This window comes from Streptomyces sp. 150FB (assembly GCF_000818195.1).
Lineage (GTDB): Bacteria > Actinomycetota > Actinomycetes > Streptomycetales > Streptomycetaceae > Streptomyces.
Genome location: NZ_JTHL01000001.1, coordinates 4,379,654 through 4,401,993, shown reverse-complemented (window position 1 = coordinate 4,401,993; position 22,340 = coordinate 4,379,654). Strand labels below are relative to the sequence as shown.

Genomic DNA, 22,340 nt, shown 5'->3' with positions numbered 1-22,340 from the left:
TACCGGTATCGGATGGAAAGACGGACCCGATGAACTACGACCCCAGCACAGCGGACGCGGATCGCCTGAACTGGACGCAGTACCGTCCGGGCCAGCAAGCCGGCCACTACGAGAGCTTCTACCAGCGGGGCAACCACCCGACCGAGCCCAGGGCCTTCTGGATCCGCTACACGATCTTCAGCCCGGCCGGCATGCCCGAAGCGGCCATCGGTGAACTGTGGGCCATCTACTTCGACGGGACGACCGGCCGTCACGTCGTGGCCAAGGAGGAGTGGCCGATCTCCGACTGCCACTTCAACCCCGACTCCTTCGGCGCCCGGGTGAGCGACCGGGTCCTGGAGCCGGGCAGTCTGAAGGGCGAGGCGGCCGGCACCAACGGCCGCATCGGCTGGGACCTGACGTACGAGGGCTCGGAGCCGCCGCTGCTCCTGCTGCCGGCCTCGATGTACACCGGCGGATTCCCCAAGGCCAAGAGCCTGGTCGGGGTCCCGCTCGCCACGTACAGCGGCAAGCTCACGGTCGACGGCGAGACGGTCGACGTCGACGGCTGGACCGGCAGCCAGAACCACAACTGGGGCAGCCGGCACACCGATCACTACGCCTTCGGCCAGGTGGCCGGGTTCGACGAGCACCCGGACAGCTTCCTGGAGATCATCACCGCCACGACGAGGCTGGCCGGTCCGGTCAAGACGCCCAAGCTCACGTTCCTGGTGCTCCGGCACGACGACCGCGAGTACTCCCTGACCGCCCTCCGCCAAGGGCTCAAGGCCAAGGCCGACTTCGGGTACTTCTACTGGGACTTCGCCAGCTCCGACGAGTCCGTCGCCGTCCGGGGCCGCTTCACCGCGGCCCCCGAGGACTTCGTGGGGCTCAACTACTACAACCCTCCCGGTGGGATCAAGCACTGCCTGAACACCAAGATCGGCCGGTGTGAGCTGGAGATCCTCAACAAGGCGACGCGCACGGTCCAGCGGCTCACCACGTCCAACCGCGCGCTGATGGAGATCCTGACCGACGACCGCGAACACGGAATCGCGATCCGCGCATGAGCGAGCGTCGCGCCCCGTCGAGCGGGCCCCCCGCAGGGCCGGCGCTCCCGAAGCGGCCTCCGGGCCGCCGGGAGTCCCGGTTACCGGCCGGCCTGTCCCGTCTGACCGGCCGTCTCCGCTGGCCGCTCGCCGTCCTGTGGCTGCTGCTGCTCGGCGTCGCCGGCTGGCAGGCCGCCTCGCTGCCGGGCCTGCTCAGCGGTGGCGGGTGGCTCGTACCGGGCTCCGGCTCCGCCGTCGCCGCGGCGCGGCTCACCGACGGCTTCGAGGGGCGCGGCGCGACCTCACTGACCCTGGTGATCAGGGACACCCGGCACCGGGCCGGCGATCCCGCCTTCGACACCCGCGTACGGGGAGCGGCCGAGGCCGTGCTCCACGACGGAGACCTCAAGGCCACCGGCGGGTACGGCTACACCACGCTCACCGGGGAACGGCCGCGCGCCGCCTTCCTCGGCGAGGACCGGCGTACCGCGCTGGTCCGCGTCGGCTCCGAACTGGACGACGGCACAGCGCGCCGGCTGCTGCCCGGCATCCAGGACCGGCTCAGCAGGCAGTACGGGCCGGCGGGCCTCCAGGTCTCCCTGGTGAGCCAGGCCGCGCTGTGGGGCGAGGTGAACCACCTCAGCGAACGCGGGCTGATCATGGCCGAACTGGTCACCCTGCCGCTGATCCTCCTGGTGCTCCTGCTGCTCTTCCGCAGCGTGGCCGCCGCGCTCGCCGCCCTGCTGGTCGGCGTCACCTCGGTGGTCCTCGCGCTCGCTGTGCTCACCCTCGTCGCCCGGCGTACCGAACTGTCGGTGTTCGTGCAGAACGCCGCCACCATGCTCGGGCTCGGCGTGGGCGTGGACTACTCGCTCTTCATGATCACGCGGTTCAGGAGCGAGCTGCGGGCCGGGGAAGGGACGGGCTTCCGGGCGGACAGCGAGCGCGCCCTCACCCGGACGCTGCGCACCTCGGGCGTGACCGTCGTGGCCTCCGGCCTGACCATCGTCGCCGCCATGTCCACGCTCTTCCTGGTGGACCTGGACGTCATCCGGTCGATGGCCCTGGGCGCCGTGGTCGTGGTCGCCTTCTCCGTCCTGACCAGCGTGCTGCTGCTCCCCGTACTGCTGCGCCTGCTGGGCCCCAGGATCGAGTGGGGCCGGATCGGCCGCCGGCGGCCGGACACCGCGAGGACCGGCGGCGGCTGGGTCACCCTGACCCGGACGGTCATGCGCCGCCCCGCGCTGTTCCTGGTGGTCGGCGTCGCCGCGCCGGCCGCCCTCGCCCTGCCCGCCCTGCGCCTGGAGACCTTCACCCCGGACGCCAGGGTCGTGTCCGCCGACGCGGCGGTACGCCAGGGGTACGACGCGGTCAGGGACGAGTTCGGGGTGGGCGGCGCCGCGCCGCTCCAGGTGGTCGTCGCGTCGCGCGTACCGCTCGAGGAGCGCTCCGACGCGGACATCGCCCACCTGCTGCGCTTCCACGACGCGGTGGGCGCCCTGCCCGGGGTGGTACGGGCCGACTCGGCGGTCGGCACGCTCAGCCAGGCCGACCGGGAGCGGCCGTTCGCGGCTCTGGCGGCGCGGGACCGGCTGCCCGGGGACGCGCGCGCCACCGTCGACTTCTTCGTCTCCGGCGACGGCAGGACCGCGCTGATCGAGGTGGTGGGCGACGACACCGCCTCCTCCGAAGCGGCGCGGGCCCTGCTCACCTCCGTACGCGCCGAGGCGGCGGCGTTCACGGCCGGCGGCGCGGGGTGGATCGTCGACGTCGGCGGGGAGACCGCCGAGGGCGTCGACGCCAACAAGGTCATCGAGGACGGTCTGGTGCCGGTCATCGGGACCATGCTCGCCGTCATCTACCTGCTGCTGCTCCTCACCTTCCGCTCGGTGTTCCTGCCGCTGAAGGCGATCGCGATGAACCTGCTCTCCGTGGGCGCCACCTACGGCGTGCTGGTGCTGGTCTTCCAGGACGGCCTGGGGAGCGGGCTGTTCGGCTTCGACGTGGACGGGCACCTCACCAACTTCGTCCCCGTCCTGCTGGTCACGCTGCTGTTCAGCCTCAGCACGGACTACGAGGTCTTCCTGCTCAGCCGGGTGCGCGAGGACTACGTCGCCACCGGGGACGACATCGGCAGCGTGGTGCGCGGCATGTCAGCCACGATGCCGCTGATCTCCGGCGCGGCCGTCCTCATGGTGGCGGTCTTCACGGCCTTCGCCTTCACCGGCATCCTGCCGATCCAGCAACTGGGCCTCGGCATGGCGGTGGCCATCGCGCTCGACGCGACGGTCATCCGGCTCCTGATCGTCCCGGCGTCGATGCGCCTGATGAGCAGGGTCAACTGGTGGCTGCCGGGCCGGAGAAGCGCGTCCGCCCCCACCCTCGCGGCGGACCGTGCGGCCGTTGACGCCGGCACGGCCGACTCAACCGGACCCGTACCACCCGAACGTACGGACAGCATGGAAAGGACGGGCACCCAGTGACCGACCAGACCGCCGAGATGGCGGGTGAACCCGGCACCCCCTCACGGATATCCGAGAGCATCGTCATCCGGGTCCCTCCGGAGACCGCCTACGCGGCCGTCAGCGACGTGGCACGGATGGGCGAGTGGAGCCCCGAGTGCCGTGGCGCGTGGATCGTCGGACGGGGCGGCCCCGCCAGGAAGGGCATGCGGTTCGTCGGGCGCAACCGCGCCCGCTGGCTGCCGTGGCCCACCCTGTGCCGGGTGATCGAGGCCGATCCCGGCCGCGCCTTCACGTTCCATGTGAGCTTCCTCGGTATCCAGGTGGCGGGCTGGACGTACCGCTTCTCGGCGCTGCCGGAGGGGTGCGAGGTGCGGGAGGAGTGGCGGGACCGCAGGGCCGGCCCGCTGGGCATGGCGCTCACCGCTGTCACCCCGCTGGTGACCGGCGTCGTACGCCGCAGGACCCGCAACAGGGCGACCATGCGCACGACGCTCGTCGCGCTGCGGGACTCCCTGGAGTCCGGGCGGTAGGGCCTGCGCGGAACAGAGAGAACAACGCCCCGGAACAACACCCACCGGACAGGAAGTAGCCCCCTCATGCCGCACGTCATAGCCGGTGCGCGTACCGGCGGGTCGGAAGTGGACCAGACCTCCGCTCCCCGCGCCGACCGCTGCCTGGACTTCTACGCCGGTCTCGCCTCCGGCATCGCCGTGGTCACGGCGCCCTCGGACGACGGGCCGGTGGGGACGACCGTATCGACCGTCACCTCGCTCTCGGCCGAACCGCCGCTGCTGCTCGTCTGCCTGTCGCACACCTCGCGCACGCTCGCCGCGATCACACCGGGCTCCGCCTTCGCCGTGCACCTGCTGGGCGAGGAACAGGGCGACCGGGCACGGCTGTTCGCCTCCGCCTCCGCGACCCCCGCCGAGCGCTTCGCCGCCGAATCGTACGAGGAGGTGCTCGGCGTACCCGTGCTGGCCGACACCTACGCCTGGTCGATCTGCGTGACGGAGGAGGTACGCGCGTACGGCGACCACTGCCTGGTCGTCGGGCGGGTCGCCGCCCTGCACATGGCCGAAGGGCGGCCCCTGATCTGGCACGACCGCGCGTTCCACACCCTGGTGGACGGGGCGGCGCGGTGACGGCCCAGGTCGGGGAGGAGCCGTGCTGGGCACCCGGCGCCCCCTCGCGTAACGCCCACGGCGGGGCCGCCGACGGCGCCCCCGCGGCGCGGATCTCCGGCGGGCTCACCGCCGATGTCGCGGTGGTCGGGGCCGGACTCGCCGGCCTGTCCACCGCCTACCACCTGATCGAACGCGATCCTTCGCTGGATGTCGTCGTCGTGGACGCCCGGCATCCGGCGGCCGGCGCCAGCGGCCGGGGCACCGGCCTGCTCGGACCCCGGGTGGGTCCGGCGATCGACCGGGCGGCCCGCCGCTTCGGCCCGTCCATGGCGCGGCGCATGTATCTCGCCTCCGTCACCGCGGTGGAGCGGGTGGTCGCGCTCACCGAGGAGTTGGGCGCACCGTGCGGGCTGCGCACCGGGGAGCAGATCGTGGCGACGCGCGGCGGGCCCGGCCTGGCGTCGCTCGCGCGGCAGGCGGAGACCTACCGGGCGCTCGGTCTGGACGTCCCCGTGCTGTCGGCCGCGGCCATCCGCGAGCGTGTCGACGTTCCGTACCACGCGGGTCTGCTCTACCGCAGCGCCGCGACCCTCGACCCGGCCGCGCTGAGCGGCGCGCTGGCAGCGGCCTGTGCCGCGAAGGGGGTCCGCTTCTACGACGACAGCCCCCTGCGCGGTCTGGGCCCCGGCGGCGGCGCCGCACCCACCGAACTGCTCTTCCCCAGCGGTACGCTCCGCGCCCGCAAGACGGTCCTCGCCGTCAACGCGGCGGCCGGGCAGCTCGGGCTGCCCGTCGGCACGGTCCTGCCGCTTCAGGTGCACGCCGTCGCCACCGCCCCGCTCGGCGCCGAGGCCCGCGCCGCGTTGGGGGGCGCCACCGGCACCGCCGTCGTCAACACCATGTCCCTGGCGCCGTACTTCCGCCTCACCCACGACGGACGCCTGGTGGTGGGTGGCGGTAGGGCCGTACATCTCCCGGGGCTGAGCCCCGGCCGGGCCGCCGAGCTGAGCACCGCGACCTGGGCGTGGCTGGAGGAGCGGCTGCGGCTGCTGCATCCCAGCGTCGCCGAAGTCCCGGTCAGCCACCGCTGGTCGGGGCAGATCGGCATGACCATGGACGACCTTCCGGTGGTCGGGCACGTCGGGGGGCACCCGGACATCTGGTACATCGGCGGCTGCTGCGGTCATGGCCTGGCCATGTCGGTGGCCCACGGATCGCATGTCGCCGAGTCCCTCGTCGAGGGCCCGCCGGCGACCCGTGGCGGCGTCGGCCCCGGCGGCTACCCCTGGCACCGCGACCGTGCCCCCCTGGTCCCGCTCACCGCGCGCCCGGCGAGGGGGCTGCTGCGGGCGTACCTGAACAGCTTGGACCGGGAGGCCCGCCGTACCCCGTGAGCCGTACGGACGCAGTCGTACGGACGCCTGACCGCAGAGGAGTTGTCGTCCCGCGCGCCGTTCGGGGACAGGGGCAGAGGGCATCGGACACCACACGGGCGCACCCCCGGTAGCTCCTGTGACTGGGAGGAGTGACCAGGGGTGCGTGGTGCGGAGAGGGCAGGATTCGAACCTGCGAGGGCTTTCACCCGGTCCGAGTTGCCTCGGAACCCCGTTGGGCCGCTTCGGGTACCTCTCCTTCACGGTGGGTGGAGGTCCAGGGGACCGTTCCGCCGTGGTGATGATTCTGCCGGTCGCGACTGAGATTTCGCTGAGACGGCCCTGAGATGGCGACGGATCCCGGAAGGGGCCCATTTCCGCCGTCGGGCACATGAAGACCTGTAACCCTTTGGATGGGAGAAGCCCGGTGCCAGAACTGCCTGTACCCCCCGACTCCGAGGCGAACGACCCCAGTTGCCTACGGGACGGCGAGACGGCCCGGCTGCTGGACGGGCTGCGCTGGCGTCGGCTCGTGGTGCTGGGGGACGGCAGGGCGCCTCGGCGCGAGTGGGTCGACGGCTACGGCCGCGCGCCCTGGTACGACCGGGTCGCCGACGCCCTGCGCGTGGTGGACCCCCGTCTCGCCTGCCTCAGCCTGATCGGCGGACGGGAGCAGAACGTCGCGGCGGTCCGCTCCCGGCAGTTGCCGCGCGCGCTGGCGTTCGGCGGCGATCTGGCGGTGGTCCAGTTGGCCGGCCATGACCTGCTGCACCCGGCGTTCGACGCGAACGTGCTCCGTTCGGAGGTGGTCCGGGTCGTCGCCCCGCTGCGCGAACACGGTTACGACGTCCTCCTGGTGACCCCCTTCGACCTGACGCACTCGCCCGGTGCGCGACTGCTCGGCGAGAAGGTGCTGCGTACCCGTCACCGCGCCCAGTCGGACGCGTGCGCGACCCTGGCGCTGCGGCACGGCGCGCTGTACGTGGACCTGGCGGCCCGTCAGCCGGCGGCGGCCGACCAGGTATGGGGCCGCGACGGCCTCGTCCCGAACAGCCGCGGCCAGGCCGTCATGGCGGCGGCGGTGGTCCGTACGCTCGGCAACCACCTGCGCGCGAACGACGCAGCCCGGCACAACCACTGAATACGCGCCGTTGGGAATGCTGTACGGGGGCGGACGGTGTCAGGTGAGAAGCACGCCCGCCCCGGCGGTGGGCACCGGCGCAGGGACCTGCTCGATGGCCACGACAGCCACGTCGTCGGACAGCCGTCCTCCGGTGTGCGCGGTCATGTCCTGGAGCAGGTGCCGCAGCAACTTCTCCGGGCCGGCCTGCGGGAACGCCGCGGCTCGCTCGGCCAGCGGATAGAACACGCCTTGCGGTGAGCGTGCCTCGATCACACCGTCGGTGTACAGCAGGAGTGTGTCGCCATCGGCGAAGGCGAAGGCGTCACAGTGAAGCCCGGGGACGTACAGACCGGCCAGGCCCAGAGGCGGTGCGGGGGCGCTGGAGTGCAGGACGGTGACGCGGCCGTCGCGGAGCAGCAGCGGCGGCGGGTGCCCGCAGTTGATCATCGTGCCCTGTCCGCTCGTGTCGTGCAGGTCCAGGACGAGGGTGGTCACGAAGTGCTCACCGGGATCCTGTTCGGTCTCGCCGGCGTCCTCGATGTCCGCGCCGACGCTGTCTTCCATCGCCTGCACCAGCGCGGGCAGGGTTTCGCAGTGCCGGGCGCCCTCGCGGAAGGCGCCCAGGACCACGGACGCCTCCCCGATGGCGGCCAGCCCCTTCCCCCGTACGTCGCCGATGATGACTCGGCTGCGGTTGCGGCCCGTCCTGACGACAGCGAACAGGTCGCCGCCGATCTGCGCGTCGGCGTCGGCCGTCAGATATCGCCAGGCCACCCGCAGCGGCCCCACCCGCTCCGGGGGCGGCCGCAGCAGGACGCGCTGTGCGGTCTCCGCCACCACCCGTACCCGGCTCAACTGCTGACTGTGCTCCTCACGCAGGTAGCAGAAGAAGACGACCAGCGCCGACAGCACCACCAGCGCCGTGAACTGCCATACGTGGTTCGCGGTGCCCACTCCGCCGTTCAGCGCCGTGACCAGGGCGTCCGCCCCCACAGCGACAGCCCCGATGATGGCGGTGCGCCACGGCCCGGCGAACGAGGCGGTCAGCGCCGGCGCGATCACGAGCAGCGGACTGAGATGGACGTCGCTCGGCGACACCATGCCGGCGACGGTGATCACGACGATCAGGACAACGGGAACGACCAGCAGCCGCCCTGAGACACGGCCCGGGAAATCAAGCAACCGCCGAAGATCCATCCGGCCATTCTTATCGTCGGAAGGAGCCAGAAGCGGTGAACGCGACCGGGCGGTGTGCCCGAGCCCGGGGCGCCGGCTCGTCCTGCTCTTCCTGCCCGTCGGCGGTGGGTGGTGTGGCCGCGTCGAGGATGTCCATGGACCGCCTGGAGGAAATCCTGACTGTGTCTGGAGGAAATCCGGACTGTGTAGAGTGGGCGGCCGCGAAGGGGAGTAGCCCCGCAAACCGGTCGTCGACATGCTGGAACCTCACGGTTCCCGGTGGCCGGGTCCGTGCAGAGTCTGCCGGGCGGGCGAGACCTTCGGTTCCTTGTCGACGACGAACGTGCGTCGCGGGGCCGAGGTCGTACGCCGGAACCCCCTCCGCGCGTCTCTCCCAGGTTCCCCGCGGTGCGGGAAAGCTGGACGATCGGTGTGATCCATTTTCTGTTGCTCATCGTGTGCGCGGTGGCGATCTACCTCTCATGCGAGTGGTTCGTCAACGCTGTCGAATGGCTCGGCAAGCGCCTGAATGTCGGGAAGATGGCGGTCGGAACGATCCTGGCCGCGTTCGGTACCGCGCTGCCGGAGTCCGTGGTCACCCTGGTGGCGGTGACCACCGGCGGCACTGAGGAAGCCAAGAACATCGGCGTCGGCGCCGCGATGGGAGGACCGCTGGCGCTGGCCACCGTCGCGTACGGCGTCACCGGCGCGATGCTGCTGCTCAAGCGCCGCAAGGAAAAGGCCCACGTCCTGGAGACCACCGGGATGCCGGAAAGCCGCGCCGGGGGTGAGGGCGAGGCGCTGGGCGACGAGAAGGACATGCGCCGCCTGGCCAAGGACCAGAAGTGGTTCCTGCCGATCTTCATCGTGAAGGTCGCCCTGGGTCTGGTCGCCTTCGCGTTCAAGCCGACCCTGGGTCTGCTGTTCTTCGCCGCTTACGCCGTCTACTTCTGGCGCGAGATACGCGGCGGCGGCGACGACGGCGACGAGGAGGACGAGGAGCTGGAGCCGCTGAAGCTCCAGCCCAAGGTGGCCTCCCCGGCGACCTGGGCGGTGGTGCTGCAGACCCTCGTGACCCTGGTAGTGATCTTCTTCGCTTCCCAGCTCTTCGTGAAGCAGCTCGACGCGATCGGCCCGATGCTGGGCCTGTCCGCGGCCGTGACCGCCCTGCTGCTCTCGCCGGTCGCGACGGAGCTGCCCGAGATAATGAACGCGATCATCTGGGTGCGCCAGGGCAAGACGAAGCTCGCCCTGGCCAACATCTCGGGCGCCATGATGATCCAGGCCACCGTCCCCAGTGGGCTGGGTCTGCTCTTCACCACGTGGAAGTTCGACGGGGCCCTGCTGTGGGCGGGGCTGATAACCATGGCCGCGATCGTCTATCTGCTGCTGACCATGCGTGCCCACAGACTCACCCCCGCTCGCCTCACGGTGGCGGCAGGGTTCTACGTCGTCTTCGCCATCGGCCTCGTACCGATCCTCGGCTGACGCGACACCGCGACACCGCGCCGCAGGCGGCCTCCCCGCACTTGCCTCCGGCCCACGGTCCGCACCCGTGTGCGGGCCGGACAACGGCCTTGAGCGTCGGCGGGGACATGAGCGACGCCGCGCCTGCGACGCAGGCGCCCGGACGATTGCGTGATCCATGACTGATCATCACTCCACACCCGACCAGCCCGCACCTCCCGGCCCCGGGGGGCGCGCCGGCCGGCGGAAATCCTGCGGGCGCACCCGGCGACCCGGGCGGAGCCGGAAGAGGCTGTTCCTGGCCATCGCCGCCTCAGCGGTCGTGCTGGCCGTGGCCTCCGTTGGCGCGGTGTACCTGCGGCTGAACGGCAATATCGACACCTTCGACGGCAAGGGCCTCAGCCGTCAAAGGCCCAAGGACACTCCCGGAGACGCGCAGAACATCCTGCTCATCGGCTCCGACAGCCGCTCCGGCGACAACGCGAAACTCGGCGGCGGCACCGACGCGGTCGGCCGCTCCGACACCACGATCCTGCTCCACGTCTACGCCGATCACCGTCACGCGGTGGGCGTCTCGATACCGCGCGACTCCCTCGTGGACATCCCGCCGTGCCGGCTGCCCGACGGCAGTTGGACCGACCGGCGCCAGAACACCATGTTCAACGCCGCGTTCTCCCTGGGCAGTACCGCTGCCGGCAACCCCGCCTGTACCCAGAACACCGTCGAAGCCCTGACCGGACTGCGCGTCGACCACACCGTCGTCGTCAACTTCGCGGGCTTCGCCACGATGACCGAGGCCGTGGGCGGCGTACCGGTGTGCCTGCCCAAGGACATCTACCAGAAAGACCTCAGCCCCAGCCGCCTCACTCAAGGCGAACTCCTCTACCACAAGGGCGAACAGAAGGTCTCCGGGAAAGCCGCCCTGGATTACGTGCGGCTACGGCACGGCATCGGTGACGGCTCCGACATCGGGCGCACCAAACGCCAGCAGGCGTTCATCTCCAGCCTCATCACCCAGGTCAAGAAAGAGGGCTTCAGCCCCACCACACTGCTCCCGCTGGCCAACGCGGCCACCAAGTCCCTCACCGTGGACCCCGGCCTCGGCTCGCCGAACAAGCTCCTGTCCTTCGCGATGTCACTGCAGAACATCGACCTGGCCAACATCCAGTTCCTCACCGCCCCCTGGCGCTACGACGGAGCCCGCGTCGCCCTCGTCCACCCCGATGTCGACAGCCTCTGGGCCACCCTCAAGGACGACCGCACCCTCGACGGCCACACCACGGGCCAGAAGAAAAAGCCCTCCCCGACCTCCACCGCCGGCACACCGTCCGTGGTCGGAGCGGGCATCACCGTCGCCGTCTACAACGGCACCACGACCGACGGCCTCGCCGGCCGTGCCACCACCCTGCTGCGTGACCACCACTTCACCGTCACCGGCACGGCGACCGCCCGTACCCAGGACCACGCCACCACCGTCATCCAGTACGGCACCGGACTGAAATCCCAGGCCCAGACCCTCGCCAAGCTCTTCCCCGGAGCGGAACTCCAGCCCGTCGCCGACGCCCGGCTGAACCTCGTCACGGGCGAGGACTACGCCAACACCCCGACCCCGTCCACTTCTCCGGCGCCGCCCGCCCCCTTGCCCAGCGACGTATCCGCCCAGGCACGCTCCGCCGACCACGACCTCTGCTCCGACCTCTCCTACGGGTAGCCCCCGCCGGGCGCGGGCAGGTCGGCCGCGCGCCCGGCTGGAGGCGCCGTCAGATCCAGTCCTTGTGGCGGAAGACGAGGTAGAGCACCAGTGCCATCAGCACGATGACGCTGCTGGAGACGGCGAACCCCCACTCGCGGGCGAAGCCCGGGTACGGGACGTTCTGCCCGTAGAAACCGGTGACGGCGGTGGGCACCGCGATGATCGCCGCCCAGCTCGTCACCTTCTTCATGATGACGTTCACCCGGTTGGCCTGGACGGACAGGTTCGTCTCCATGACCGAGTTCATCAGGTCGCGCAACGACTCGGTCCACTCGGTGGCCCGCAGGACCTGGTCGTAGATCTCCTGGTAGTAGGGCACGAGTCGCGGGGTGACGAGCTGGAGCCCCGGGCGCATGAGCGTATTGACGACCTCGCGCACCGGCAGCACCGTCCGCCGCAGGTCGACCAGCGACCTGCGCAGCACCAGCACCCGGTGCTGGACGGCGAGGACCTGCTCACGCCCCTCGTCGAACACCAGGTCCTCCAGCTTCTCGATGGCATCGTCGAGCGCTTGGACGGCGCGGAAGTGCCCGTCGACGAGATGGTCCAGCAGGCCGTGCAGCAGGAAGCCGACGCCCTCGGCGGCCAGTTCCGGGGAGTCGTCCCAGCGGGCCACCACCTCATCGATCGCGATGCCGGGATCTTTGCGGACGGTGATCAGCGCCTGGTTGGTGACGAACGCCGCGATCTCGCTGACAGTCAGCGCCTCGCCGACGTCGGCGACGTTGGTCGCGTAGGCGTTCATGTAGATGTGCGTGCGGTAGTGGTCGATCTTGGGACGCTGCCCCTGGTGCAGGGCATGCTCCACCGCGAGCTCATGCAGACCGAACTCTTCACCGATCAAGGCGAATTCGTCATGCTCCGGCTGGTAGAGGTCGAGCCAGACAACCGAGGTCGGATCGCGGAGGTACTCGGAGATGTCGCGGACGGGGAAATTCTCAGAGATCAGAGTGCCGCTGCGGTAAAGGCGGGTGCGCACCATGAATACCGAGCGTAGCCGCCCGCACCGCCCCGTCCGGTTCTCGGCTCGCCGCTGCGATTTCACCGGACGCCTGTCAAACTCTTGAGATCAGGGGATATACGCTCGGCCACGAACGAGGAAGCTATAGCTTTCCGACATTCAGAAGTGCTTGATGAAGTTCAGGAGTCCAGAAGTGAGCACCTATCTGATCAACCACCTCCGTATTCCCGGTGACGTCCCCAACGAAGCGGGTCTGTCCTATCTTGAGCAGGTCGAGGAGACAGCCAAGCCGTTCGGCGGCAAATGGCTCGCGAACGGCGAAGTGACCCTGGTGGAGGGCGCGTGGCCCGGGACGGCCGTGCTGATGGAGTTCCCCGACCGCACCGCCGCGGAACAGTGGTACGACTCACCCGGTTACCGGGAAATCCGGCCGCTGCGTATCAACAACGCGATCTCCGACATGGTGTTGATCGACAGCCTCCCCCCGGACTACACCGTTCGCGGCTTCGCCAAGCAGATCCGGTCCGCGATCGGCGCGGAGAAGCGCACCGAGACCGAATAGAACTGACGAGTAAGGCGACGCACACCGTGATCGTGGAGGAGGAACTGCCGGGCGAAACACGGCAGGCGGCTGGGAAGAACAACGTGGTCCTTCCGCCGCATTCGTAGGTGCTGGCATTTGCCTCGTCCCGCCGCCTTACTGAACTGACAGGGAGGTGGGCTCTGGCGATCTGGTTGATGTGGGGCCGGATGAGGTTTCTCGCGGGGGCGGTGCGGCCGTGTCTGAGGGGGAGCTCTTCGGGGTGGCGGGCCGGAGCTTCGGCTACCTCGCCGGGCTGTGGGGATACTCGCCGAGGGCCATAGGTGGCAGATCCCTCCGTACGGGGGGCAACGTGCCGCCCGTGCTGGGCAGTTGTGCTTCTGCCAGCTCCCGGGGCGCGCGCAAAACACCCCCCTGATCTGCGTTCCCGCAGTTCAGGAGGGTGTGAGAGCGGTAGCGGAGGGATTTGAACCCTCGGTGAGTTTCCCCACACTCGCTTTCGAGGCGAGCTCCTTCGGCCGCTCGGACACGCTACCGGGAGAGAGCTTAGCCCACGATGTGCCGTGCTCCGAAATCGGTATCCGGGGGGCGGGGGTGAGGTGCGGGGGGTGGGTGGTCAGGGGGTTCGGAAGAAGGTGGTGAGTTGTGCGGAGCACTCCTCGGCGAGCACTCCGTGGATCACCTCGGGGCGGTGGTTGAGGCGGCGGTCGCGTACGACGTCCCACAGTGAGCCGGCCGCGCCGGCCTTGGGGTCCAGGGCGCCGAAGACCAGGCGGTCGACCCTGGACTGCACGATCGCGCCCGCGCACATCGTGCACGGCTCCAGAGTGACCACCAGCGTGCAGTCCGTGAGCCGCCACGCGCCGAGCCGCCCGGCCGCCCTGCGGATGGCCAGGACCTCCGCGTGGGCCGTCGGGTCGCCCGTCGCCTCGCGTTCGTTGTGGCCCGTCGCGAGGACGGTCCCGTCCGGGGCCAGCACGACGGCGCCGACCGGCACATCGCCGGACCGCGCCGCCCGTGCCGCCTCGTCCAGGGCACGGCGCATCGGCGCCCGCCACGGATCGCGTACCGGGTCGTGCACAGAGGTGTGCACAGGGTCCTGCCCGGGCACTAGCGGACGGTCTCCAGGACCTCGGCGGCCCCGAGGGCCTCCGCGATCTCGGCCATCGCGTCGGTGTCGAGCGCCAGTAGTTCCGCCTCGCCAAGGCCGAGGTCGGCGAGGATCTCCTGATCCCCGACGGGTCCCGACGGCACGGTCTCTCCGGCCGTCACGGGGCTGTCTTCGTCCTCCTCGTCGTTCACGTCCGATTCGCCGTCCTCGGTACCGTCGAGGTCCAGCGAATCCAGTTCGTCGGCCGGGTCTTCGTCGTCCCTGCCGATCACTTCATCGATGAGAATCTCCCCGTACGAGGAGCGTGCGGCCGCGGCCGCGTCAGAGACGTAGATACGAGGGTCCTCCTCGCCCTCGACGCGGAGGATGCCGAACCAGGCGTCCTCCTGCTCGATGAAGACGAGGACTGTGTCCTCGTCCACCGAGGCGTCACGGGCCAGGTCGGTCAGATCCGACAGGGTCTCCACGTCGTCGAGCTCTGTATCGCTCGCTTCCCACCCGACTTCGGTGCGCGCGAGCAGTGCGGCGAAGTACACCGTGACTCTCCCACTGGTCAGAGGTGTGACGATCCGGCGGTGCGGTGCTCTGTGCCCCGCCCTCTCGGAATCGTGGCAGAAACCAGCGCTCCGCGAGAGGTCTTCCGCCGTTGCGTCGTGCGCCCATTTTATTCGGCGCCTGTTCGTACTCGACTGCCGGATGCCACATTCGGTCGCACCGGGCCGTTCGAGGCCTCTGAACTGCCCCGCTACCAGCGGAAGGTACGCATACGCATCTGCTGGCGCATCCGTGCCGCCCGCGCCTGCCGGGGCTTCACCCGCTCGCGCAGCGCCCTGGCCTCGTTCAGCTCCCGGAGGAACCTCGCGCGCCGCCGGCGGCGCTCCGCGTCCTCCTTCGGATTCCGCCGCTCCCGTTCCGGCCCGTCCGGGGCCAGCGCGTCCGGGTCCAGCCCGTCCGCGTACGGCTCATCGTCCTGCGACCGTTCCTGCTCCCGCATCGACGCTCCACCACCCAAGGCCGGGGACTCCCCATCAAGCTTCCCCGTGGACCGGAGCTTGATGCCGGGGCTTGATGCAAGGGCTTGATGCCGGGGCGTGAGGCCTTGGCCCCCGGTTACTGTGGTCGCCATGCGGATTCACGTTGTCGACCACCCCCTGGTGGCGCACAAACTCACCACGCTGCGCGACGAGCGCACCGACTCGGCCACCTTCCGGCGGCTCGCCGACGAGCTGGTCACCCTGCTCGCCTACGAGGCCACCAGGGACGTGCGTACGGAACAGGTCGACATCAGGACTCCGGTGACGGCGACGACCGGGGTGCGGCTCTCGTACCCGCGTCCGCTGGTCGTGCCCATCCTGCGGGCCGGGCTCGGCATGCTCGACGGCATGGTGCGGCTGCTGCCGACCGCCGAGATCGGGTTCCTCGGCATGGTCAGGGACCACGAGACGCTCAAGGCGTCCACGTACGCCTCACGGATGCCCGACGACCTCTCGGGCCGTCAGGTGTACGTGGTGGACCCGATGCTGGCGACCGGCGGCACGCTGGTCACGGCGATCAGGGAGCTGATCAAGCGCGGTGCCGACGACGTCACCGCCGTGGTGCTGCTCGCCGCGCCCGAGGGCGTCGAGGTGATGGAACGCGAGCTGGCGGGCGCGCCCGTCACGGTCGTGACCGCGGCGATCGACAAGAACCTCAACGAGCACGGGTACATCGTCCCCGGCCTGGGCGACGCCGGGGACCGGATGTACGGGACCGTCGACTAGGCCCTGTCCGGGAGCGGGGAGCGGGGAGCGGGGAGCCGAGCTGCGAGCTGGGACGTACGTACGCCACCACCCCGCGCCCCCTACCGTCGCGCCGCCGTGCTCCCCGCGCACGGCTTGGGCGCCGGCTTCGTCAGCGTCGCGAGGGCCTGGTTCGCCTCCTGCGGGACGTTCAGCGTCTTGAAGGCCGTTCCGATGATCAGATCTACATCCTTGGTCTTGCGGGTGTCGGTCTTCGGTGTGGCCCCCTTCACCTGGGTGCCGAGAACGCTGATGGAGCTGTCGGCGGCCGTCGGAGCGCCCAGCAGTACGGCGGCGCCGGGCACCTTCTTGTCGAAAGCGGCCGGAGCGTTGCCCACCTTGCCGATGGCGAAGCCGCGTTTCTTCAGCTCGTCGGCGGTCGTCTTGGCCAGACCGCTGCGCGGCGTCGCGTTGTACACGTTGACCTTGATCTGGGCCGGCTTGGGCAGCGCCCTGACCGGGGCGACGGACGGCCGGCAGTCCGGCTCGCGGTCGGCCGCGTTCGCCTTCTTGCCCTCGCCGGTGAAGACGTCGATGAGCTGGAGCGTCCCCCACCCGGCCAGACCGAGGGCGACCACTGAGGCGACGGCTGCGAGCACGTACTTGCGGCGATGACGAGGGCGGCGCATGCGGGGGTACTTTTCGCCCGTGATGCGGTACTTTCCGCCCAGGCCGGGGGGAGTCAGCATGCTCATGAGCGCAGCGTAGTGCGAGCGGGTGGTGATTCCTACTAAACGATCAACAGATTAGGCGGTCAGAAGTACGAATTAGCTCTGAAAGGCTAGTCGCGACCGCCCCGGTGCTGCGTTCAGCCCTGATCGAGTTCCAGAACACGCGCATGGAGCACCTGCCGCTGTTGGAGTGCGGCCCGGACCGCGCGGTGCAGTCCGTCCTCCAGATAGAGATCGCCCTGCCACTTCACGACATGCGCGAAGAGGTCGCCGTAGAAAGTGGAGTCCTCCGCGAGGAGCGTCTCCAGATCAAGCTGACCTTTTGTGGTCACGAGCTGATCGAGGCGGACCGGACGCGGCGCGACATCCGCCCACTGGCGGGTGGATTCCCGGCCGTGGTCGGGATACGGCCGCCCGTTACCGATGCGCTTGAAGATCACACGGAAAGCCTACCGGGAGAGCGGCTCCGGGCGCAGCCAAGGCGCAGGAGCGCATAAGCGGTATTCACCGCACAAGCGGGACCAAAGCCGCACCCGAGGTGCGGAATCGGCGCGGTCCGGTGGCCGGCTGCCACCGGACCGCGCCGGCTGATTCGCCCGAAAGGGGATGCTGCCCCCGCTCCCGCTGTTCTCCCGCCGCCTCTGCTGTTACGCGGCTGCTTCGCTACGCGCTCGGCGTGTGGCCACGCGTCGGCGACAGGCCGGAACCGGAGCCCGTACGCCCGCTCAGCGGGGCGTCGGCGTCGGCCGGGGCGCGCTTCGCGAGTGCGCCGAGGTCGTACGCGTACGTCCCGACGGCGTCGGCGATCACGTCGACGTTGATGTCGAGGGCCTTCATGTTGATGTTGGAGAGGTCGTCGCAGGCCGAGTGGTAGCACTTGTCGTACGCGACGCCGGCCTCGCCGCCGTACTTCTTGGCCTCCGCCGCCGTCTTGATGTCCTCGGCGCCGGTGAAGGTGCCTCCGGAGGGGATGCCGGCGTCCATAAAGGGCCCGTAGTCGGAGCGGCCGTCGAAGTCCGTGCCCTGGTGCGGGGACTTCCTGGCGTCGAGGAAGTCGATGATGTCCTTCTCCAGCAGCGCCGAACCCTCGGGGCCCGGCCCCGAGCCTGTCGCGTCCGAGTCGTCGCCGTCGTAGACCAGCTCGGCGTAGTTCGGCGAGGCGATCATGTCGAAGTTGAGGTAGAGCGCGATGTCGGCGCGCTGCTCGGGGCTCAGCCCGGTGACGTACGCGTCGGCGCCGAGCAGCCCCAGCTCCTCCGCCGACCACCAGGCGAAGCGGACCTTGTTGGCCGGCTTCTGGTGGGTCTTGGCGAGGTCGAGGGCCACATCGAGCAGCCCGGCGGAGCCCGAGCCGTTGTCGTTGATGCCGGGGCCCGCGGTGACGGAGTCCAGGTGGGCCCCGAGCATGACCGTACGGTCGGCGCGCCCTGACTTGGTCTCGGCGATCACGTTGCGGGTGGTGCGCTGCTCCTGGAGCTGGCGTACGTCGAGGGTGACGCTCACGTCCCCGCCGGCGGCCTCGGCGGCGAGCGCTTCGCCGTCCTCCTGGCTGACCCCGCCGGTGGGGATCTTGGCGGCGGCCGGATCGCCGAGGGTGCCGCTGAGCACGCCCTCGGTGTTGTTGTAGATGATCGCGCCGACCGCGCCGGCGGCGGCGGCCTGCTGCTGCTTCACCGCGAAGTCGCAGCCGCCGCGCTGGATGAGCGCGATCTTGCCTGTGACGTCCGTGGACGCGTAGTCGGCGGGCTCGCAGCCCGCTGTCGTGTCGACGGGTACGGCGGCGAGCGGCGCCGTGATGCCGCCCTCCGGCGTGGACGTGGTGTACGACATCGCCGTGATCGCGACATCGCGCGGCGTCGGCGCCTTGACCGTCAGCTTCTCGGAGAGCGTCTCGATGTAGGTGAAGTCGAACGTGTCGTACGAGACCTGGTAGCCGGCCTTCTTGAGCCGGCTGTACACATACGCGGCGGAGGCGTCGTGGCCGATGGCGCCGGCGGCGCGGTTGCCGCCCGCGGAGTCCGCGATGGCCTGGAACTTCTTCAGGTGCTGGTAGGCGTCCTTGGCGGAGGCTTCCCGTACGAGTTCCCGGGAGAGCTTCGCGCCCGCCTTCGCTGCGGCCTTCGCGGCGCTCGGTATGTGCCCGTGCCGGCCGTGCTGTTGGGGGGAGTGCGGCTGCGCCGAGGCGGGTGACGCCGTCAGCAGGAGCGGTGCGGCGAGGGCGGTGGCGGCTGCGACAGCCAGGAGTCTGCGCGGTATCGCGTTCACAGGGTTCCTTCCGGTCCGGAGGAGCGTGAGGGAAAACTAACCACCCGTGTGGCCGCTGGGGACCGTGTTCAGGATTTCCCGTCGTCCTTCGCTGCTTTTGCCGCCTTTGCCTTGCGCTTTGCCTCCTGCTTGAACGCGCGGACCCGGCCGAGGGACTCGGGTCCCGTGATGTCGGCGGCCGAGCGGTACGAGCCCTCGTCGCCGTACGACCCGGCGGCGGCGCGCCAATCGGTGGGCTGTACACCGAATTGTTTGCCCAGCAGGGCAAGGAAGATCTGGGACTTCTGCTTCCCGAAGCCGGGCAGCGAGTTCAGCCGCGCCAGTACCTCCGCGCCGGTGGCGACATCGCGCCAGATCGCGGTCGGATCGCCGTCGTAGTGCTCGACCAGGAACTGGCAGAGCTGCTGCACCCGCCCCGCCATGGACGCCGGGTAGCGGTGCACGGCCGGTTTCTCGGAGAGCAGTGCGACGAACGCGTCCGGGTCGTACGCGGCGATCGCCCGCGCGTCCAGATCGTCGCCGTGCATGCGGGTGGCGATCGTGTAGGGGCCGGTGAACGCCCATTCCATCGGAACCTGCTGGTCGAGCAGCATGCCCACCAGCGCGGCCAGCGGGCTGCGGCCGAGGAGGGCGTCGGCTTCGGGCTGCTGTGCGAGCCGGAGTGGGGTGCTCATCCCACGATGATCACCCGGGTCGCCGCGTACCGCGCGCAGGGCACGCGGAAAGCGCACGTTTATACGTACGTTTATACGACTCTTGTGCTGCGCGGATGGTTGCCGTCCATGGAGGGTAGATCTGGGCCGACCGGGTGACGAGACAGGGGGGCGGTTGGCGATGCCGGCATTCCTGATCGGCTCATTCCGGTGCGGAAAAATCCTCCGGAACCGTCGGGAAAGGCCGCGCGCCAGTGACACAGCCCTTTGAACTGCCGGACTTCTACATGCCGTACCCGGCCCGACTGAATCCTCATCTGGAGGAGGCGCGGGTCCACTCCAAACAGTGGGCCAGGGACATGGGAATGCTGGAGGGCTCGGGAATCTGGGAGGAGCACGACCTCGACTCCCACGACTACGCGCTGCTGTGCTCGTACACCCATCCGGACTGCGACGGCCCTGACTTGTCGCTGGTCACGGACTGGTATGTGTGGGTCTTCTTCTTCGACGACCACTTTCTGGAGATCTTCAAACGGGACCACGACCGGGACGGCGGAAAGGTCTATCTCGACCGGCTGGCCGCCTTCATGCCGATGGATCTCGCCGACGGTTTCCCCGAGGCGACCAACCCCGTCGAGGCGGGTCTCGCCGACCTCTGGGCGCGTACGGTCCCGAGCATGTCCATGGACTGGCGGGAGCGGTTCGCCGAGTCGACGGAGAACTTGCTCAACGAATCCCTCTGGGAACTTTCGAACATCAATGCGGGCCGGGTCGCGAATCCCGTCGAGTACATCGAAATGCGCCGCAAGGTCGGCGGGGCGCCGTGGTCCGCCGGGCTCATCGAATATGTGAGCGCCGAGATCCCCGCCGAGATCGCCGCCACCCGCCCGCTGCGGGTCCTGAAGGAGACCTTCTCGGACGCCGTCCATCTGCGGAACGACCTCTTCTCGTACCAGCGGGAGATCGAGGAGGAGGGCGAGCTGAGCAACGGGGTGCTCGTCCTGGAGACCTTCCTCGGCTGTACGACGCAGGAGGCGGCGGACGCCGTCAACGACCTGCTGACCTCGCGCCTCCAGCAGTTCGACAACACCGCCCTGACCGAACTGGGCCCGCTCTTCGTCGAGAAGGGCATCGACCCGGTGTCGGCCGCCGGCACCCTCGCCTACGTGAAGGGGCTCCAGGACTGGCAGTCGGGCGGCCACGAGTGGCACATGCGCTCCAGCCGGTACATGAACGGCGCGGGGGACACCGGGGCCGCCGAGGTCCACGGCACCAGTACGGCGGGTGCGGCGGGGCCGCCGTTCGCGATGACCCCGGTCGGCCGGGGCACGGCCGCCTCCGACTTCCTCAAGACGCTGCTGGCCGGGACCCCGGCCCGGTTGCGCAGCCACAGCCATGTCCCGTTCCAGCGGGTCGGGCCCTCCGTACTGCCGCAATTCGAGATGCCGTTCGAGACCACGCTCAGCGGACATCTGGACACCTCGCGGGAGCACGTCGTCGAGTGGTGCCACCGGATGGGGATCCTCGACGCGCAGCCCGGGGTGCCCTTCTCCGACGTCTGGGACGAGCCGCGGCTGCGCCGGATCGACCTCCCGCTGTGCGCCGCCGGCATCCACCCGGACGCGACGGCCGAGGGGCTCGACCTGACCTCGGACTGGCTCGCCTGGGGGACGTACGGGGACGACTACTTCCCGGTCGTCTACGGCAACACCCGTGACCTGGCGGGCGCGAAGGCCTGCAACGACCGCCTGTCGCTGTTCATGCCGCTCGACACGGTCGAGACGCCCGCGCCGTCGACCGCGCTGGAGCGGGCACTGGGCGACCTCTGGGCGCGTACGGCGGGGCCGATGGACCTGGAGGGGCGGCAGACGTTCCGCAAGTCCGTGGAGGACATGACGGCGAGCTGGCTGTGGGAGCTGGCCAATCAGGCGCAGAACCGTATCCCCGACCCCGTCGACTACATGGAGATGCGCCGCCAGACCTTCGGCTCGGACATGACGATGAGCCTGTCGCGGATCGGCCTCGGCGACAGCGTGCCGCGCGAGATCTACCGCAGCGGCCCGATGAAGTCCCTGGAGAACGCGGCGCAGGACTACGCCTGTCTGATGAACGACGTCTTCTCGTACCAGAAGGAGGTCGAGTTCGAGGGAGAGGTGCACAACGGCGTGCTGGTCGTGCAGAACTTCTTCAACTGCGACTACCCGACAGGTCTGCGGATCATCGACGACCTGATGAAGTCGCGGATGCGGCAGTTCCAGCATGTCGCCGCCAACGAACTGCCCGTTCTGTACGACGACTTCGACCTGGACGACGCCGCGCGCAAGGCGCTCGACGGCTATGTGAAGGATCTGGAGAACTGGCTGGCGGGGATCCTGATCTGGCATGACGGCTGCCACCGCTACCGCGAGGAGGACCTGATCGAGGACCGCGCGGGGGTCACCCGCTGGCTGCCGCCGGCCCTCACGGGTCCGGGGACATCGGCGGCGAGAATTCAACTCCCTTCGCCTTCGCGGGCGCTGGAGCCGGCACCCACGGCCGCGTTCACGCCCCCTTCGGCGCCGGTCTCCGCGCACGCTTCGGCAAATGTGCCCCATATGGCGTAGTAACGCCAGTATGCCGTGGAGCGTTGCTCATCCGGTCGATGCGATCGATTACGGATGGGGGGCGCGATGGCGAGCGGGTGTGTGCTGGACGGGTGCGCGGAGTCGGAAGCGGAAGTGGAGGCTCCGCGCGCCTGGGACGTACGGACGGCGGTGCTGGAAGCCGTAACGGGATGGGTCCCAGGGGCGCCCGTCCCCAACGAGGCGCTGCCCGGGGCGTGGGGCGTCGACGACGCGTGGGTACGTACGCG

At 69.9% G+C, this 22,340-nt stretch carries 20 protein-coding genes, 2 tRNA genes and 1 pseudogene; 12 read left to right on the top strand and 11 right to left on the bottom strand.

The window, feature by feature from the left end:
- The first annotated feature begins 29 nt into the window (after positions 1 to 29).
- The 5 genes from QR77_RS18760 (at position 30) to QR77_RS18740 (ending at position 6,011) form a co-directional block, all read left to right on the top strand.
- On the top strand, positions 30 to 1,049 hold the full coding sequence (locus QR77_RS18760) for a hypothetical protein (RefSeq protein WP_040023064.1): 1,020 nt from the start codon (positions 30 to 32) through the stop codon (positions 1,047 to 1,049).
- Complete coding sequence (locus QR77_RS18755) at positions 1,046 to 3,511, top strand: MMPL family transporter (protein ID WP_052488884.1); 2,466 nt, start codon at positions 1,046 to 1,048, stop codon at positions 3,509 to 3,511. Before QR77_RS18760 ends, QR77_RS18755 begins: the two co-directional genes overlap by 4 nt.
- Positions 3,508 to 4,023: an SRPBCC family protein gene (locus tag QR77_RS18750; protein ID WP_052488883.1), complete on the top strand. Its 516-nt coding sequence runs from the start codon at positions 3,508 to 3,510 to the stop codon at positions 4,021 to 4,023. The genes QR77_RS18755 and QR77_RS18750 overlap by 4 nt, the downstream gene beginning before the upstream one ends.
- A gap of 66 nt (positions 4,024 to 4,089) precedes the next feature.
- On the top strand, positions 4,090 to 4,635 hold the full coding sequence (locus QR77_RS18745) for a flavin reductase family protein (protein ID WP_052488882.1): 546 nt from the start codon (positions 4,090 to 4,092) through the stop codon (positions 4,633 to 4,635).
- Positions 4,632 to 6,011 carry an FAD-binding oxidoreductase gene (locus QR77_RS18740; protein WP_078876869.1) on the top strand — a complete coding sequence of 460 codons (1,380 nt, stop codon included), beginning with the start codon at positions 4,632 to 4,634 and terminating at the stop codon, positions 6,009 to 6,011. The genes QR77_RS18745 and QR77_RS18740 overlap by 4 nt, the downstream gene beginning before the upstream one ends.
- Before the next feature lie 151 nt (positions 6,012 to 6,162).
- Here the strand turns inward: QR77_RS18740 and QR77_RS46000 are convergent.
- Positions 6,163 to 6,249: transfer RNA gene (locus QR77_RS46000), tRNA-Cys, on the bottom strand.
- A gap of 168 nt (positions 6,250 to 6,417) precedes the next feature.
- Between QR77_RS46000 and QR77_RS18735 the strand changes: the two genes are divergently transcribed.
- A complete protein-coding gene (locus QR77_RS18735) occupies positions 6,418 to 7,131 on the top strand; it encodes a GDSL-type esterase/lipase family protein (protein WP_052488881.1) in 714 nt (237 codons plus the stop codon).
- 39 nt (positions 7,132 to 7,170) lie between these two features.
- Here the strand turns inward: QR77_RS18735 and QR77_RS18730 are convergent, their stop codons facing one another.
- Positions 7,171 to 8,310, bottom strand: a complete 1,140-nt coding sequence (locus QR77_RS18730) for a PP2C family protein-serine/threonine phosphatase (protein WP_052488880.1) — start codon at positions 8,308 to 8,310, stop codon at positions 7,171 to 7,173.
- Between the two features lie 411 nt (positions 8,311 to 8,721).
- On the opposite strand from QR77_RS18730, the gene QR77_RS18725 reads away from it, so the two are divergent.
- On the top strand, positions 8,722 to 9,777 hold the full coding sequence (locus QR77_RS18725) for a sodium:calcium antiporter (RefSeq protein ID WP_040028234.1): 1,056 nt from the start codon (positions 8,722 to 8,724) through the stop codon (positions 9,775 to 9,777).
- A gap of 271 nt (positions 9,778 to 10,048) precedes the next feature.
- Entirely contained in the window at positions 10,049 to 11,467 is a 1,419-nt protein-coding gene (locus QR77_RS18720; protein ID WP_236711124.1) for an LCP family protein, read from the top strand.
- Positions 11,468 to 11,516: 49 nt separating this feature from the next.
- Here the strand turns inward: QR77_RS18720 and QR77_RS18715 are convergent, their stop codons facing one another.
- Entirely contained in the window at positions 11,517 to 12,491 is a 975-nt protein-coding gene (locus QR77_RS18715) for a magnesium transporter CorA family protein (RefSeq protein ID WP_040023062.1), read from the bottom strand.
- Positions 12,492 to 12,663: 172 nt separating this feature from the next.
- On the opposite strand from QR77_RS18715, the gene QR77_RS18710 reads away from it, so the two are divergent.
- Entirely contained in the window at positions 12,664 to 13,032 is a 369-nt protein-coding gene (locus QR77_RS18710; protein WP_040023060.1) for a DUF1330 domain-containing protein, read from the top strand.
- Positions 13,033 to 13,462: 430 nt separating this feature from the next.
- On the opposite strand, the gene QR77_RS18705 is transcribed toward QR77_RS18710, so the two are convergent.
- The 4 genes from QR77_RS18705 to QR77_RS18690 form a co-directional block, all read right to left on the bottom strand.
- Positions 13,463 to 13,547: transfer RNA gene (locus tag QR77_RS18705), tRNA-Ser, on the bottom strand.
- Positions 13,548 to 13,627: 80 nt separating this feature from the next.
- Positions 13,628 to 14,056 carry a tRNA adenosine(34) deaminase TadA gene (tadA, locus tag QR77_RS18700; protein WP_078877837.1) on the bottom strand — a complete coding sequence of 143 codons (429 nt, stop codon included), beginning with the start codon at positions 14,054 to 14,056 and terminating at the stop codon, positions 13,628 to 13,630.
- A gap of 65 nt (positions 14,057 to 14,121) precedes the next feature.
- Positions 14,122 to 14,658, bottom strand: a complete 537-nt coding sequence (locus QR77_RS18695; RefSeq protein WP_040023058.1) for a hypothetical protein — start codon at positions 14,656 to 14,658, stop codon at positions 14,122 to 14,124.
- A gap of 209 nt (positions 14,659 to 14,867) precedes the next feature.
- Positions 14,868 to 15,116, bottom strand: a complete 249-nt coding sequence (locus QR77_RS18690) for a hypothetical protein (RefSeq protein ID WP_040023057.1) — start codon at positions 15,114 to 15,116, stop codon at positions 14,868 to 14,870.
- A gap of 130 nt (positions 15,117 to 15,246) precedes the next feature.
- On the opposite strand from QR77_RS18690, the gene upp reads away from it, so the two are divergent.
- The gene (upp, locus tag QR77_RS18685) at positions 15,247 to 15,882 is read left to right on the top strand and encodes a uracil phosphoribosyltransferase (RefSeq protein WP_040028231.1); all 636 of its coding nucleotides are present in this window, start codon (positions 15,247 to 15,249) and stop codon (positions 15,880 to 15,882) included.
- An 80-nt stretch (positions 15,883 to 15,962) separates the two neighbouring features.
- Here upp and QR77_RS18680 read toward each other — a convergent pair whose 3' ends face one another.
- The 4 genes from QR77_RS18680 to QR77_RS18665 form a co-directional block, all read right to left on the bottom strand.
- On the bottom strand, positions 15,963 to 16,595 hold the full coding sequence (locus QR77_RS18680) for a LytR C-terminal domain-containing protein (protein WP_040023053.1): 633 nt from the start codon (positions 16,593 to 16,595) through the stop codon (positions 15,963 to 15,965).
- Positions 16,596 to 16,708: 113 nt separating this feature from the next.
- Positions 16,709 to 17,011 (bottom strand): type II toxin-antitoxin system VapB family antitoxin, encoded by a 303-nt coding sequence (locus tag QR77_RS18675; protein WP_040023051.1) that lies wholly within the window; start codon positions 17,009 to 17,011, stop codon positions 16,709 to 16,711.
- A 223-nt stretch (positions 17,012 to 17,234) separates the two neighbouring features.
- Entirely contained in the window at positions 17,235 to 18,836 is a 1,602-nt protein-coding gene (locus tag QR77_RS18670) for a M28 family metallopeptidase (protein ID WP_236710729.1), read from the bottom strand.
- Between the two features lie 68 nt (positions 18,837 to 18,904).
- Positions 18,905 to 19,510 carry an HhH-GPD-type base excision DNA repair protein gene (locus QR77_RS18665; protein WP_040023049.1) on the bottom strand — a complete coding sequence of 202 codons (606 nt, stop codon included), beginning with the start codon at positions 19,508 to 19,510 and terminating at the stop codon, positions 18,905 to 18,907.
- Positions 19,511 to 19,743: 233 nt separating this feature from the next.
- On the opposite strand from QR77_RS18665, the gene QR77_RS18660 reads away from it, so the two are divergent.
- Together QR77_RS18660 and QR77_RS48790 are read left to right on the top strand one after the other, a co-directional pair.
- Complete coding sequence (locus tag QR77_RS18660) at positions 19,744 to 22,092, top strand: terpene synthase family protein (RefSeq protein WP_236710728.1); 2,349 nt, start codon at positions 19,744 to 19,746, stop codon at positions 22,090 to 22,092.
- A 66-nt stretch (positions 22,093 to 22,158) separates the two neighbouring features.
- Positions 22,159 to 22,340: pseudogene (locus QR77_RS48790) on the top strand (hypothetical protein); the annotation flags it as partial.

Coding starts and splice junctions, on each gene's coding strand:
- QR77_RS18715 (WP_040023062.1), bottom strand. CDS start 12,491: ATGGTGCGCACCCGCCTTTACCGCAGCGGCACTCTGATCTCTGAGAAT.
- QR77_RS18755 (WP_052488884.1), top strand. CDS start 1,046: ATGAGCGAGCGTCGCGCCCCGTCGAGCGGGCCCCCCGCAGGGCCGGCG.
- QR77_RS18730 (WP_052488880.1), bottom strand. CDS start 8,310: ATGGATCTTCGGCGGTTGCTTGATTTCCCGGGCCGTGTCTCAGGGCGG.
- QR77_RS18680 (WP_040023053.1), bottom strand. CDS start 16,595: ATGAGCATGCTGACTCCCCCCGGCCTGGGCGGAAAGTACCGCATCACG.
- QR77_RS18665 (WP_040023049.1), bottom strand. CDS start 19,510: ATGAGCACCCCACTCCGGCTCGCACAGCAGCCCGAAGCCGACGCCCTC.
- QR77_RS18760 (WP_040023064.1), top strand. CDS start 30: ATGAACTACGACCCCAGCACAGCGGACGCGGATCGCCTGAACTGGACG.
- QR77_RS18690 (WP_040023057.1), bottom strand. CDS start 15,116: ATGCGGGAGCAGGAACGGTCGCAGGACGATGAGCCGTACGCGGACGGG.
- QR77_RS18745 (WP_052488882.1), top strand. CDS start 4,090: ATGCCGCACGTCATAGCCGGTGCGCGTACCGGCGGGTCGGAAGTGGAC.
- tadA (WP_078877837.1), bottom strand. CDS start 14,056: ATGCGCCGTGCCCTGGACGAGGCGGCACGGGCGGCGCGGTCCGGCGAT.
- upp (WP_040028231.1), top strand. CDS start 15,247: ATGCGGATTCACGTTGTCGACCACCCCCTGGTGGCGCACAAACTCACC.